The 12,847-nt window shown below is 66.9% G+C and carries 14 protein-coding genes; 9 read left to right on the top strand and 5 right to left on the bottom strand.

Annotated features, from left to right (window positions below):
- Positions 1-6: 6 nt before the first annotated feature.
- A complete protein-coding gene (locus tag M2428_RS04060; protein WP_277523968.1) occupies positions 7-1,047 on the bottom strand; it encodes a substrate-binding domain-containing protein in 1,041 nt (346 codons plus the stop codon).
- Positions 1,048-1,333: 286 nt separating this feature from the next.
- Here M2428_RS04060 and M2428_RS04055 point away from each other — a divergent pair, with 286 nt between their 5' ends.
- From M2428_RS04055 to M2428_RS04030, 6 genes are all read left to right on the top strand, one after another.
- Complete coding sequence (locus M2428_RS04055) at positions 1,334-2,353, top strand: asparaginase (RefSeq protein WP_277523966.1); 1,020 nt, start codon at positions 1,334-1,336, stop codon at positions 2,351-2,353.
- Between the two features lie 86 nt (positions 2,354-2,439).
- Positions 2,440-3,327, top strand: coding sequence for a polysaccharide deacetylase (locus M2428_RS04050; RefSeq protein WP_277523964.1), 888 nt, complete (start codon positions 2,440-2,442; stop codon positions 3,325-3,327).
- Positions 3,327-4,715, top strand: a complete 1,389-nt coding sequence (locus tag M2428_RS04045) for an MFS transporter (RefSeq protein ID WP_277523963.1) — start codon at positions 3,327-3,329, stop codon at positions 4,713-4,715. Before M2428_RS04050 ends, M2428_RS04045 begins: the two co-directional genes overlap by 1 nt.
- The gene (locus tag M2428_RS04040; RefSeq protein ID WP_277523961.1) at positions 4,705-5,472 is read left to right on the top strand and encodes an SDR family oxidoreductase; all 768 of its coding nucleotides are present in this window, start codon (positions 4,705-4,707) and stop codon (positions 5,470-5,472) included. Before M2428_RS04045 ends, M2428_RS04040 begins: the two co-directional genes overlap by 11 nt.
- Positions 5,473-5,492: 20 nt before the next feature.
- Positions 5,493-6,215 carry an SDR family NAD(P)-dependent oxidoreductase gene (locus M2428_RS04035; protein WP_277523959.1) on the top strand — a complete coding sequence of 241 codons (723 nt, stop codon included), beginning with the start codon at positions 5,493-5,495 and terminating at the stop codon, positions 6,213-6,215.
- 40 nt (positions 6,216-6,255) lie between these two features.
- Positions 6,256-6,657 carry a hypothetical protein gene (locus tag M2428_RS04030; RefSeq protein WP_277523956.1) on the top strand — a complete coding sequence of 134 codons (402 nt, stop codon included), beginning with the start codon at positions 6,256-6,258 and terminating at the stop codon, positions 6,655-6,657.
- Positions 6,658-6,823: 166 nt separating this feature from the next.
- Here the strand turns inward: M2428_RS04030 and M2428_RS04025 are convergent, their stop codons facing one another.
- Complete coding sequence (locus M2428_RS04025) at positions 6,824-7,498, bottom strand: FMN-binding negative transcriptional regulator (RefSeq protein ID WP_277523954.1); 675 nt, start codon at positions 7,496-7,498, stop codon at positions 6,824-6,826.
- Between the two features lie 103 nt (positions 7,499-7,601).
- Entirely contained in the window at positions 7,602-8,567 is a 966-nt protein-coding gene (locus M2428_RS04020; protein ID WP_277523952.1) for a DMT family transporter, read from the bottom strand.
- On the opposite strand from M2428_RS04020, the gene M2428_RS04015 reads away from it, so the two are divergent.
- Positions 8,566-9,981, top strand: a complete 1,416-nt coding sequence (locus M2428_RS04015; RefSeq protein ID WP_277523951.1) for a PLP-dependent aminotransferase family protein — start codon at positions 8,566-8,568, stop codon at positions 9,979-9,981. The two genes, M2428_RS04020 and M2428_RS04015, sit on opposite strands and share 2 nt — an antisense overlap.
- 76 nt (positions 9,982-10,057) lie before the next feature.
- On the opposite strand, the gene M2428_RS04010 is transcribed toward M2428_RS04015, so the two are convergent.
- On the bottom strand, positions 10,058-10,507 hold the full coding sequence (locus M2428_RS04010) for a type II toxin-antitoxin system VapC family toxin (RefSeq protein ID WP_277523949.1): 450 nt from the start codon (positions 10,505-10,507) through the stop codon (positions 10,058-10,060).
- Between the two features lie 8 nt (positions 10,508-10,515).
- Positions 10,516-10,854, bottom strand: coding sequence for a YnfA family protein (locus M2428_RS04005; protein ID WP_277523948.1), 339 nt, complete (start codon positions 10,852-10,854; stop codon positions 10,516-10,518).
- A 134-nt stretch (positions 10,855-10,988) separates the two neighbouring features.
- Between M2428_RS04005 and M2428_RS04000 the strand changes: the two genes are divergently transcribed.
- Positions 10,989-11,786 carry a class III extradiol ring-cleavage dioxygenase gene (locus tag M2428_RS04000; protein ID WP_277523947.1) on the top strand — a complete coding sequence of 266 codons (798 nt, stop codon included), beginning with the start codon at positions 10,989-10,991 and terminating at the stop codon, positions 11,784-11,786.
- A gap of 131 nt (positions 11,787-11,917) precedes the next feature.
- On the top strand, positions 11,918-12,775 hold the full coding sequence (locus tag M2428_RS03995; RefSeq protein WP_277523945.1) for an SDR family oxidoreductase: 858 nt from the start codon (positions 11,918-11,920) through the stop codon (positions 12,773-12,775).
- Positions 12,776-12,847: the final 72 nt, after the last annotated feature.

Here is a 12,847-nt window from a genome sequence, read left to right as displayed (position 1 = left end):
GCCGTGTCACACCGCGTTGCCGAAGGCGCTACTTTCCCGCACGCACAGGACCGGCTTCAGCTTGACCGATTCGACCTTCCGGCCGTCCAGGACGCCCTTGAGGAGCTGCACCGCCGTACGCCCGATATCCAGCATGGGCGAGCGTACAGAAGAGAGCGGGATGGGAAGTTCCGCGGCCAGGGAGGTGTCATTGAACCCAACCACCGCCACGTCGCGGCCGACGCCGAGGCCATGGGACCGCAGGGCTCCCATGGCGCCAATGGCCGCGAAGTCGTTGACGGCGAAAAGTGCAGTCGGGTGGGGGTTGCAGTGAGCCAGAATGGTCTCGGCCGCTTCCCGTCCACCGGCGGTATCAAAACGGGACCACACCACGGCCTTCCGGGGGATCCTCCCGCCCAGGGCACGCCAGCGGTCCACGAAGCCGGCCGTCCGGTCGACGGCCGTGCTGGCATACGGCTCGCCGGCGATCACGGCGACATTCCGGTGCCCCTTGCCCCACAGGTGCTCCGCCACAAGCTCGCCGCCAAGGACGTCGTCGCATGTGGCCGACGGGAAGCCCGGGACGCGGCGGTTCATGAGCACAAACGGCACCTTCCGGGCGGCCAGCTCCCGCAGCAGGCCGCTGTCCAGGTGTGCGTCGCCGATGATCAGCCCGTCCACGCGTCGGGCCAGCATGGAGTCCGTCTTGCGGCGCTGTTCCTCAGGGTCGTCGCGGGAGTTCATGACAAAAGTGGAGTAGCCGAGTTCCGCCGCTGCCTCGTCAATGCCCTCGTACATGATCGCCAGAACCAGGTCCGAAAGCCGGGGGACGATCACGCCCATGAGGTGCGTGCGCCGCGTGCGCAGCCCGGCCGCTTGCGGGTCGGGGGAGTAGCCGCGTTTCCGCGCCAGCTCGCGCACGCGTTCGGCTGTAGCCACGGAAGCTGCCCCGCGTGCCACGTCAGAGCCCGAATGCAGGATCCTGGACACGGTCGAAGGGTGGATGCCGAGCTCGCTCGCGAGATCCTTCAGCGTCACTGTCCGGCCGCCAGCCGTGCTCTCTTCCATTCATTCCCCTGCCTCAGCTCAAAAGGTCGTCGTCACCAAGAGTGCCTGATGATGCCTCGATCCCTGGCACACGCACCCTTGACGTGCTGCACATCACATTCTATAGTCAATCCAACGGCGTACCCAATCGATTGGGTAGACGGAATCCCGGCAACCGGCGGCGAAGTATTTACCCCCTTGAAACTTCCGGGAGCATCTGCAAGAAACATGGCAGGGATAACTTTTAGTCAACAACCCAATCGATTGGGTACGCATCCGGAAACGGATGCCAACAAACGGAGTGGAAATGACAGTCACAGATTTGGTTGGTCCCCACGTGGTGCTGCTGGCCACGGGAGGAACCATTTCCTCCCGTGCGTCCGAGGCCGGGGGAGCCGCCGTGGCGTCCGACACGGGGGAGCAGGTGTTCGCCAGCCTGGGTGTGCCAGCGGCACACCCGGTCCGCGTCGTCGATGTTTTCCGGAAGGGTTCATACCTGCTGACAGTCGACGACATGATCGCCATCTGCGCCAAGATCCGGCAAGCCCTGGCCGATCCGCAGGTTCTGGGCGTCGTGGTCACCCATGGTACGGACACGATGGAGGAAACGGCCTATCTCGTTGACCTCACACACGATGATCCACGCCCGGTCGTGTTCACCGGAGCACAGCAGGCCGCCGACGCCGACTCTCCGGACGGTCCCGGCAATCTGTCCCGCGCCATCGCCGTCGCCGGTTCTCCGCGGGCCCGGGGAACCGGTGTGCTGCTGGCGTTTGCCGGGACCATTTTCCCTGCGGCAGGTGTCCGCAAGCGCCACACAACCAGCCTCGACGCCTTCGCCAACCCGGACTTCGGAACCGTGGGATCGGTGTCCGACTCCGGCGAGGTCGAGATCCAGGCGGCACGGCGCGGCCTTCCCCCGTTGCCGCTGCCGGGCGCGGACGCCGGTTCGCCGCGCGTGGACCTCGTTGCTGCCTACCCCGGAGCAGACGCCACCCTCCTGCGGGCCGCCCTCCAGGCGGGGGCGGCAGGAATCGTGCTCCAGGGGACGGGAACGGGCAACGCCAACCGCGTGCTGTGCCAGGAAGTCGCCCGCGCCACCGCCGCCGGCGTCGTCGTCGTTACGAGCACCCGGGTGGAAGCCGGTGCCGTAGTGCCCCGCTACGGCGACGGCGGCGGCGAGGATCTGCGCGCTGCCGGTGCCATTCCCGCCGGGCTGCTAAGGCCATCCCAATCGCTGGTTCTGCTGAGTCTTCTGCTCAGGCTCGGCACACCCGCCGCCGGGATTGAGGAGACCTTCGCCCATCGGGGCGCGGTCCCTGACTAGTTCATCCCCGCCCAAATCCGCGCCTCACCAACAAACCCCAACAAAAAGCCAAACCTCAACAAAAAGCGCAGTGAAAGGTTGATCTCATGACTAAGGACATCCAAGTCGCGTTCGGCGTCGACGTGGACGCAGTTGCCGGAATGCTCGGCTCCTACGGGGGCGAGGACTCGCCCTGCGATATCTCCCGCGGCTTGTTCAGCGGCGAGGTCGGCGGCCCGCGCCTCATCCGGCTCTTCGAGAAATACAGCCTGCCCGCCACCTGGTTCGTGCCGGGTCACTCGATCGAGACCTTCCCGGACCTGACCCGGATGATCGTCGATGCCGGGCACGAAATCGGCGTTCACGGGTACTCGCATGAAAACCCCATCGCCATGACCCGAGAGCAGGAGACCGCCATCCTGGACCGCTCGATCGAACTCATCGAGAAAGTGTCCGGCCGACGGCCCACGGGCTATGTTGCGCCTTGGTGGGAATTTTCCCCGGTCACCAACGAGATCCTGCTCGAACGCGGGATCAAATACGACCACTCCCTGATGCACAAGGATTTTGAGCCCTACTACGTCCGGGTCGGCGACAGCTGGAAGAAGATCGACTACACCAAGGCCGCCGAGACGTGGATGGAGCCGCTGGTCCGGGGCACGGAAACCGACCTCGTCGAGATCCCCGCCAACTGGTATCTGGACGACCTCCCTCCCATGATGTTCATCAAGGCGGCCCCGAACTCCCACGGATTCGTCAGCCCGCGGGACATCGAACAGATGTGGCGCGACCAGTTCGACTGGGTGTACCGGGAAATGGATCAGGCCGTCTTCACCATGACCATCCACCCGGACGTCTCGGGCCGCCCCCAGGTCCTGCTCATGCTTGAGCGCCTCATCGAACACATCAACTCCCATGAAGGCGTCAGCTGGCTGAAGTTCGACCAGATCGCGGACTCCTTCCTCGCCCGCAGCCCCCGAAAGGAAAACCAGTAATGACCATCCAGCAGCCCGCCGTTGATCTGACGCAACCCGGACCGGACGAAAAACGCCGCTTCCCGGTTTTCTCTAAGCACCACACAACCGTCGCCACCGTCTTGGCGCTATGTGCCTGGACGGTCGCCGTATTCGACTTCGGACTTTTCGGCACCCTCCTGCCGGCCATGCAGCAGGAATTCGGCTGGACCGCGACCGAAGCCTACGCAATCAACACCTGGATCGCCGTCGGCACCGCGATCGTCTGCTTCGGAATCGGCCCCGTCATTGACCGGCTCGGCCGCCGCAAGGGCATGATGACCACTGTCGGCGGAACCGCCATTGTCTCCGGCCTGACAGCCCTGATCCCGACCGGAATCCCGTTCCTCAGTAACGGCCTGTTGATTCTGGTCCGTTCCTTCGGCGGGCTCGGATTCTCCGAGCAGGCCGTCAACGCGACCTACATGAACGAGGTCTACCAGGTCACCGAAGTCGCGGACAAGCGCAAGCGCCCCGGCTTCCACTACTCCTTCATCCAGGGCGGCTGGCCGCTGGGCTTCCTGCTCGCCAGCGCCCTCGCCCTCGTCTTCCTTCCGTCCCTTGGCTGGCGGTCCCTGTACCTGATGGCGACCGTTCCGGCAGTAATCATCGTGTGGCTCATTGCCAAGAAACTGAAGGAAACGCCGCAGTTCGAACTGCACCAAAAGCTCACCCAACTTGAGAAGCACGGCAAGACCGAGGAAGCCCACGCCCTGGCCCATGCATTCGGCGTCGAGCACTCTTCCGCGGCCCCGCTCAAGCGCATCTGGGAGCCGCACCTGCGCCGGAACACGATCGTCTTCTCGCTGGCCTGGATCTTCAACTTTTTCGGCATCCTGATCTTCAGCATTCTCGGCAGCTCCGTCCTGAAGAACGCCAAGGGTGTGGAACTTACCGATGCCTTCTGGATGCTGATCGTCATCAACATGCTGGCCTACTTCGGCTACGTCTTCCACGGGTGGATCGGGGACAAGATCGGCCGGAAGCGGACCATCATCGGCGGCTGGATTCTCTCCGGCATTTCGTTCACCATCATGCTCAGCCCCATCGCCACGAGCCCCTTCATGATCATCGCGACTTATGGTGCGGGCCTGTTCTTCCTGGTCGGGCCGTACGCCGCGATCCAGTACTTCATGGCCGAGTGCTACCCCGTCAGCTGCCGTGCCACCGGCACAGCCTTCATCGGCGCAATGAGCCAGCCCGGCACCATTCTCGGCGGTTTTCTGTTCACGCTGGCAGCCGCCAGCGCAGGAACCGGCGCTGCAGCCCTGTGGGTCGGCGCGGCCGGAACGCTGTTCTCCGGCCTCCTGATGATCGCCGCGAAGCCGCCGGCTGAGGCCCTGCTCGAGGACCACCCCCATGACGTCTGAGAACAGGGTGGCCGTCATCACCGGAGCGGCCAGCGGCATCGGACGGGCCCTCGCGGTCCACTACGCCCACCGGGGCGTGCATTCGGTGATCGGCACCTTTCCGGGCGACCCGCACGACCCGGAGGAAACCCTTCGCCTGGTGAAAGCCGCCGGCGGCCAGGGGGTCATCCACGAAGTGGATGTCCGCAGCACCCCGTCGGTCGACGCTTTCGCCGAACGCGCCGTCCACGAGTACGGCCGCCTGGACTACGCGGTGGCCAACGCCGGAATCCTGCGCAACTCACCGCTGGCGGAGATGACCGATGAGCGCTGGCACGACATGCTCGACGTCGACCTCACCGGAGTCATGCGGACCCTGCGCGCCGGTTCCGCGAAGATGACCGACGGCGGAGCGATGGTTGCCGTGTCCTCCATTGCCGGCGGCGTCTACGGGTGGGAGGAACATGCCCACTACGCAGCCGCCAAGGCCGGCATCCTCGGGCTGATCCGCAGTGTGGCCGCCGAGTTGGGGCCGCGCGGCATCCGCGCCAACGCCGTTATCCCCGGACTGATCGAAACTCCTCAGTCCCTGGATCCGGTGAACTCCCTCGGGCCCGAGGGCCTGCAGCGCGCCGGTCTGGAAATCCCCTGGGGCCGCGTCGGACGGCCCCAGGAGGTTGCCAGCGTCATCGGCTTCCTGACCTCCGATGACGCTGTCTACGTCACGGGCCAGTCCCTGATCGTCGACGGCGGACTCACCATCAAGATGCGTGCCTGAAAGGCCCCGGAAGGACAAGCATGAACAACCCTGACGCCTCCCGAAACACGGAGGGCCGCGCCGTTGTGGTCACGGGCGGAGCCAGCGGCATCGGCAAGGCCATCGCCGAAGCCTTCACCGCCAACGGTGACAGAGTCGCTGTCCTGGACCGGTCGGGCGCGGCGGGAAGCATCGCCGTCGACGTCTCAGACGAAGCGAGCGTGAAGGCGGCCTTTGCCGCCGCACGCTCCCAGCTCGGCAGCATCGACATTCTCGTGAACAGCGCCGGCCTGCTGACGGAATCGCCGCTGGAGGACATGACGCTGGCCATGTGGAACGAGACGATTGCCGTGGACCTGACGGGCGTTTTCCTCTGCTGCCGGGAGGTGGTGGGGGAAATGCGGCAGCAGAAGTGGGGCCGCATCATCAACATCGCCTCCCAGCTGGCCATCAAGGGTGGCACCGGGCTCAGCCACTACAGCGCCGCCAAAGCCGGAGTCGTGGGGCTGACCAAGGCCCTGGCCCTGGAAACCGCGGCCGACAACGTGCTGGTCAACAGCATCGCGCCGGGACCCATCGAAACACCCCTGGTTGATGGCATCTCCGAGGAGTGGAAGGCGGCGAAGCGTGCCGGACTGCCGCTGTTGCGCTTCGGGCTGGCGGCCGAAGTTGCTCCGACTGCGCTGCTTCTGGCCAGCGATCCGGGTGGCAACCTGTACGTCGGCCAAACACTCGGGCCCAATTCCGGCGACGTCATGCCCTAGGAGGGACTCTTACATGTGCGGTGCCTGCGGACGAATTGTAGTGAGCGATCCCGTCCTGGGGCCGACCAGGACGCTGCGGCAGCACCTGATCGTCGCCCAAACGATCAACGAGGCCTGCCAATCCTGGCCAGGAGCCCCGAAAGTGGCCGCGACCAGCAGCGGCTGGCTGGTCTCGGGACCGAGGGGAGCCACAGAAGCCGTGTCGACTGTGGAAGCGCTGTGGTCGACTGTGCTGCGGGGCAGGCCGGTGGTGCGGTGGCAGGACCTGCGTCCTGCCGCGGACATGGAAACGCGTGACCTGGACACGGGGGAGCTGGCGCCGGTGGACCTGGACAAGGGCAAACTGGCGCCGGGGGCCCTGGACACTCGGGAACTGGCGCTCCGGGTGCTGGACCTCGGCCAGGAGATGGCACAGGTTTCCGCTACGGAAACGGACGCGTGACGCGCAAAAGGTCCGTCGCTGCGGGTATACCCGTAGCGACGGACCTTTTGCGCGGCGCCGTTGCGAAAACGTAGCGAAACCTAGCGAAAACGGCCGGGCTAGGGGCATCGAGAGTGTGTTCCGGCGGTGCCCGGCCGGGGCCGGTCTCAGGAGCCGGGGTCAGCCATCAGGAAGCAGAGCCGGCCGGGGCCTCGGAGTGCGGACAACGAATCTGCCCGCGGGCCTCACGCGCGTGCTCGACGTCGGCGGCGCTTTGCATCTGCCCGCGGGCCCGCAGCCCGGCCACGACACCGTCAACGTCGGCGTCGGGCCGGTTCTGACTCAGCTTGTGCTTCGCCTCGATCCGGGTGATGCGGAGCTCGACACCGACGATCGCGCGCAGCTGGCCGGCAATGTAACGCTCGGGGGCGTCGTCGACAGTCCACGGCCGCTCGGAGCCGGCTTCATTGTGATCACTCAGCCGCCGTACATGGCTGGCCAGCCAGATGGGATCGTCGTGGATGACGAGGTTGCCGTACACGTGGGCCGTGGAATAGTTCCAGGTCGGAACGACGCGTCCGTGCTCTGCCTTGGAGGCGTACCATGACGGCGAAATGTAGGCGTCGGCGCCCTGGATGATGGCGAGCGATTCGCCGGCGGCAGGCTCGGACCACTGGGGATTATTGCGGGCGAGGTGCCCGTGCAAGGCACCGTATTCACCGGACGTCGGGTCGAAGACAAAAGGCATGAGCGTGGCCAGGATGCCGTTCGCCGTTGCGGTGATCAAGTTGGCGGCGGCCGGACGGCTCAGCAGTTGTTGGACTGAATCAGAGCCGGCAGCGAAATGTGCGGGGATGTACACGGGAATCTTCCATTCGGATCGCGGATGGGACACGGGCTGCGGAGTGTGGGGCAGGGGTGCGGGGGAGGGCGCCGGCAAAGGGCGGGGCCGGCCCGGGGTCGGGTCAGCGGGACTGTTGAGCCGCCACCTCCGCCATCTTCTTGGCCCTGGGCGGACCGGAGCGGGAGCGGACGGCCAGGCCGGCACAGAAAACCACCACGGCGCCGCCGATGATGGTGGTCCACGTCAAGTCCTCGCCCAGTATGAGCCCGGCCCAGCAGATGGTCAGCACAGGCTGAACGAGCTGGATCTGGCTCACCTGCGCCATAGGGCCGATGGCCAGGCCGTGGTACCAGGCAAAGAAGCCGAGAAACATGCTCACGACCCCAAGGTACGCGAAGGCCGCCCATTGCACAGGAGTGGCGGATGGCGGCTGCCCGGCCATGGAGAAGGCCGCCATGCCCACCATCAGGGGAGATGCGAGAACAAGTGCCCAGGAGACGGTCTGCCACGAGCCAAGTTCGCGGGCCAGCTTGCCACCTTCGGCATAGCCGATCGCCGCTGACACGACGGCGCCGAAAAGCAGCAGGTCCGCCAGCTGCAGTTGTCCGATGCCGCCGGACTGCGCCGACGCGAAGCCGATAGCTGCCACCGCGCCGACGCCGGTGATGACCCAAAAGGTGATGGACGGGCGTTCGTGGCCGCGAAGGACTGCCATCGTCGCGGTCGCCGCCGGGAGCAGCGCGATGACGACGGCGCCGTGGCTGGCGGGAACCGAGACGAGGGCGAAGGACGTCAGCAGCGGGAAACCGACCACCACTCCGCCGGCGACGACGGCGACGCGGGCCCACTGGGCGCCGCGGGGCGGGCGCTGCCGGGTCAGGGCGAGGGCGCATGCGGCGAGGACAGCAGCGACAACGGCCCGGCCCGATCCGATGAACAACGGCGACAGCCCGGCAACCGCCACGCGGGTGAACGGAACCGTGAAGGAGAAGGCCGCGACGCCGAGCAGTCCCCACCACAGTCCGGTAGCTGGCCGGGTAGATAGCGGTTGGTCAATAACGGTGGTAGCGCTACTATTGTCTCTCATGTACAACGATAGCACTTCGCGAATTGCGGCACACCTCCGGGAGTGGATTGCCGATGCCACGCCCGGCTCCCGGCTGCCCTCGACGCGGTCCCTGGTTGCCGAATACCAGGCCAGCCCGGTGACCGTGCAGAAAGTGCTCCGCATGCTCGACGCGCAGGGCCTGATCGAGAGCCGTCCCGGCGTCGGGACCTTCGTGCGGGCCGTCCGGACAGCCCGGCCGGCGGACTACGGCTGGCAGACGGCAGCCTTGGGCTCGCCGCAGGGGCCGCTCCGGCCCGTCTCGGCGGCAATGCGCAGCGCGCCGAACGACGTTATTGCGTTCCACTCGGGCTATCCGGACCGGGAACTCCTGCCTGAGCGTTTAGTGCGGGCGGCCCTGACCCGGGCGGCCCGCGGTGAGGCGGCAATATCGTGTCCGCCCGTCGCGGGCCTGCCTGACCTGCAGTCCTGGTTTGCGCACGAACTCCGGGATGCGACCCCGGCCGGGGTCCCGCCGCCAACCCCGAGCGACGTGATCGTGCTTCCGGGCAGCCAAAGCGGGCTCAGTTCCGTGTTCCGGGCACTGGTTGGCAGCGGGCAGCCGCTACTGGTGGAATCTCCGACGTACTGGGGCGCTATCCTGGCGGCGACGCAGGCCGGCGTCAGAGTTGTTCCGGTGCCGAGCGGCCCCGAGGGGCCGGACCCCGACGCGCTGGCTCGTGCCTTTGACGAGACCGGCGCGCGGGTGTTCTATGCCCAGCCGAACTACGCCAACCCCACCGGCGCGCAATGGACGGCGCGTGTCGCCGAGCAGGTGCTGGAAGTGGTGCGTTCCCACGGGGCGTTCCTCGTTGAGGACGATTGGGCGCATGACTTCGGCATCACCACCGATGCCGCGCCCGTTGCCGCCCGTGACGACTCCGGCCATGTGGTCTACGTTCGCTCGCTGACCAAGAGCGTGTCGCCAGGCATACGCATTGCTGCGGTGATCGCCCGCGGCCCGGCGCGTGAGCGCATTCTGGCCGCCCGGGGAGCCGAATCGATGTATGTCAGCGGTGTTCTCCAAGCGGCCGCCCTCGACGTCGTGACGCAACCGGGGTGGCAGACCCACCTGCGCGGACTGCGCCACCAGCTTCAGGCCCGTCGGGACCTGCTGGTCAGCAGCCTGCGGGAGCTAGCGCCTATGGCCCACGTTGAACACGTGCCCAAGGGTGGGCTGAACCTCTGGGCGCGACTTCCGGACGGGACCGACGTCGACCAGCTCGTCCGCGACTGCGAGGCTGCCGGCGTCATCATCGCGGCCGGTACCGAGTGGTTCCCGGCCGAGCCGGCGGGGCCGTTCATTCGACTCAACTACGCCGGAGCCAACCCAGGGGCGTTCCGGGAAGGCGCGCGGATCCTCGGCGAGGTGCTCGAGCGCACGGCCGGCCGGTAAGGCAGGCCCTGGGGTCCACGGTCCGTGGTCGCCGAACGGTGTGAGCCCATGCGCCGCGGCGGCTTGGTCCGGGTGCTCAGTCTCCTCGCGGGTGTGGCGGGACGGTCCCGTCTTCGGGGGCGGCTGCGCGGGCGAGCAGAGCCGGGGGTTCCGCGATCGTCACCAGTTCCTGCACTGCCATGGCCAGTCCGGCATCGAGCGTCACAAATGCGTCTGCCTGAAGCTGGGTCAGGGCCACGTATTCGGCGTCGAGGGTGTCTTCCCATCCAAGCTGCTCGGCGAGCCGCCACGCGGCGCGCTGCAGGACACGGTCGCCGAGGAGCCGGATGCGAAGGCCGCGCAGGTAGTCGAGCTGACGGTCAGCGTCGGCCTGCGTCAGCTCGCCGCGCCGGACCGACTGGTACAGGAGCGAGAGCACCTGAGAGCGAAGGAGCGTCGGCGCCACCAGTTGGTGTTCGTCGGCGATCGCCGCCCCGCCGCGGGCGAGATAGAGGGCCACATCCGGGCCAATCACGAAGCGGGTCATTGTCGCCTTCAGCCGGCATCGCGGGGAACGAACATGATGACGGCGACGCCGAACAGGCAGATCACCGTACCCAGGACGTCCCACCGGTCGGGCCTGAAGCCGTCGAAGATCATGCCCCAAGCCAGGGAGCCGGCCGCGAATACGCCGCCGTACGCGGCGAGGATGCGTCCGAAGTGGGCGTCCGGCTGGAGCGTCGCGGCAAAGCCGTAGATACCCAGCGCCGCGACCCCCAGCCCGGCCCACCACCAGTCCCGCCCCTCGCGGACGGACTGCCAGACGAGCCAGGCCCCGCCGATTTCAGCGGCCGCGCCCAGCATGAAGAGCATGATCGTTTTCGCGATAGTCACGTCTTCATGATGGCACTGCCTTGCTGATGGCACCGTCGCCATGCTGGCGCAGTCTCGGAGAGCGCCCTCGTAAAGTCCGCAGTTCGGTCCTCCAGAAACTTGAAGCTTCAATCAAATCGGGCTACGATATTTCCATGACTCAGACTGCCGACCGGCCTCCGGTCCTCTTCCTCAGCCATGGAGCGCCGCCGCTGGCCGACGACGCCACGTGGACCCGCGAACTCAATGACTGGTCCGGCACGTTCGGCAAGCCCAAGGACATCCTCATGGTCTCCGCCCACTGGGAGAATGCCCCCGTGACGCTCAGCGCCACCGGGCGCGATCCGGGGCTGGTGTACGACTTCGGAGGCTTCGCCCAGAAGTACTACGAGGTGGCCTATGTCGCCCCGCAGGCGCCTGAGCTCGCTGCCGAAGTGGAAAAGCTGGTGGCCGCCCACGGCCACCACGTGGAGCGCGACGAAAGCCGCGGCCTGGACCACGGGGCGTACGTTCCGCTGAAAGAGATGTACCCGGCGGCGGACGTGCCGGTGGTGCAGATGTCCATGCCCACCCTCGATCCGCAGGGATTGTTCGATCTCGGGGTCTCGCTTGGGCCGCTGCGGGAGCGGGGCACCCTGATCGTCGGCTCAGGGTTCACCACGCACAACCTGCGCTGGTTCAATCCCGTCGGCGGACCGGACAGCGCCCCGCCCGCAGTCTCGAGTGAATTCGACCACTGGGCCGAGGAAGCCATGGCCCACGGCGACGTCGACTCCATCCTCGACTTCCTCAACAAGGCGCCGGCCGCCCGCGAAGCGCACCCCCGCAGTGAGCACTGGGCTCCGCTCTATGTTGCCCTCGGGGCCGCCTACGCCTCGGGAGACATCCAGGCCAAGACGGCGATCGACGGGTTTTGGTTCGGGCTGTCCAAACGCTCGTGGACCCTGACGTAATCGTGGAAGCGGACGCACGACGTAACACAGGAATGACCCGCACCGCGGGCCGGTTGTGAGCACCGGCGCCGGTTCGCCCGCACGCCCGAAACATGACCTGAACACCACCCTCGAATTCTAGGAGCGCAAAAATGACGATTGCAGTAACGGGTGCCACAGGACAGCTGGGCCGGCTGGTCCTCGAGGAACTGCTCAGCAGCCAGGAACCGGGCTCGCTCGTGGCCGTGGTGCGCGACGCCGCGAAGGCCGGGGAGCTCGGTGCCCGCGGCGTCCAGGTGCGCGTCGCGGACTACTCCGATCCGGTGGCGCTCACCGAAGCCCTCACGGGCGTCGACAGACTCCTGCTGGTCTCCGGCAGCGAAGTCGGCGCCCGCGTGGCCCAGCACGCCAATGTGGTCAGCGCCGCCAAGGCTGCAGGCGTCGGGTTCATCGCGTACACGTCCGTCCTGGCCGCGGACACCACCGAGTTGATCCTTGCCCCCGAGCACAAGGCGACAGAGGAACTCATCCGCGCGTCGGGACTGGACTTCGCGTTGCTGCGCAACGGCTGGTACACCGAAAACTATGCCCAGACCGTGGCCACGGCCAAGCAGACGGGCGCCGTCGTGGCCGCTGCCGGTGACGGCCGGGTGGCCAGCGCCACGCGGGCAGACTATGCGGCCGCCGCGGCGGCGGTGCTCAGCTCCGCCGGGCACGAGGGCCGCACGTACGAGCTCTCCGGCGACTACGCCTGGGACTTCAAGGAACTGGCGACGGCGATCACCAAGATCGCGGGCAGGGAAGTGGTCTACCGTCCGGTCTCGGCGCCCGAGCTGGTTGAGGTGCTGACCACTGCCGGGCTCGACGAAGGCACTGCCGGATTCCTCGCCGCCCTGGACTCGGACACCAAAGCCGGTCTGCTGGCTACCGTTACGGGCGAGCTGTCCGGGCTGATCGGACGGCCGACGACGCCACTGCTTCAGGCTCTGGAGGCCACCTCCGCGAGCTAATGCCTTCGCCGACGGCCCAGCAATGGGCATAATGAAGGCGTGGATTCTCTGCACGCCCCGGGCATAGGCGGC

This window comes from Arthrobacter sp. ES3-54 (assembly GCF_029504395.1).
Lineage (GTDB): Bacteria > Actinomycetota > Actinomycetes > Actinomycetales > Micrococcaceae > Arthrobacter.
This window is presented reverse-complemented; position numbering and strand designations above follow the sequence as displayed.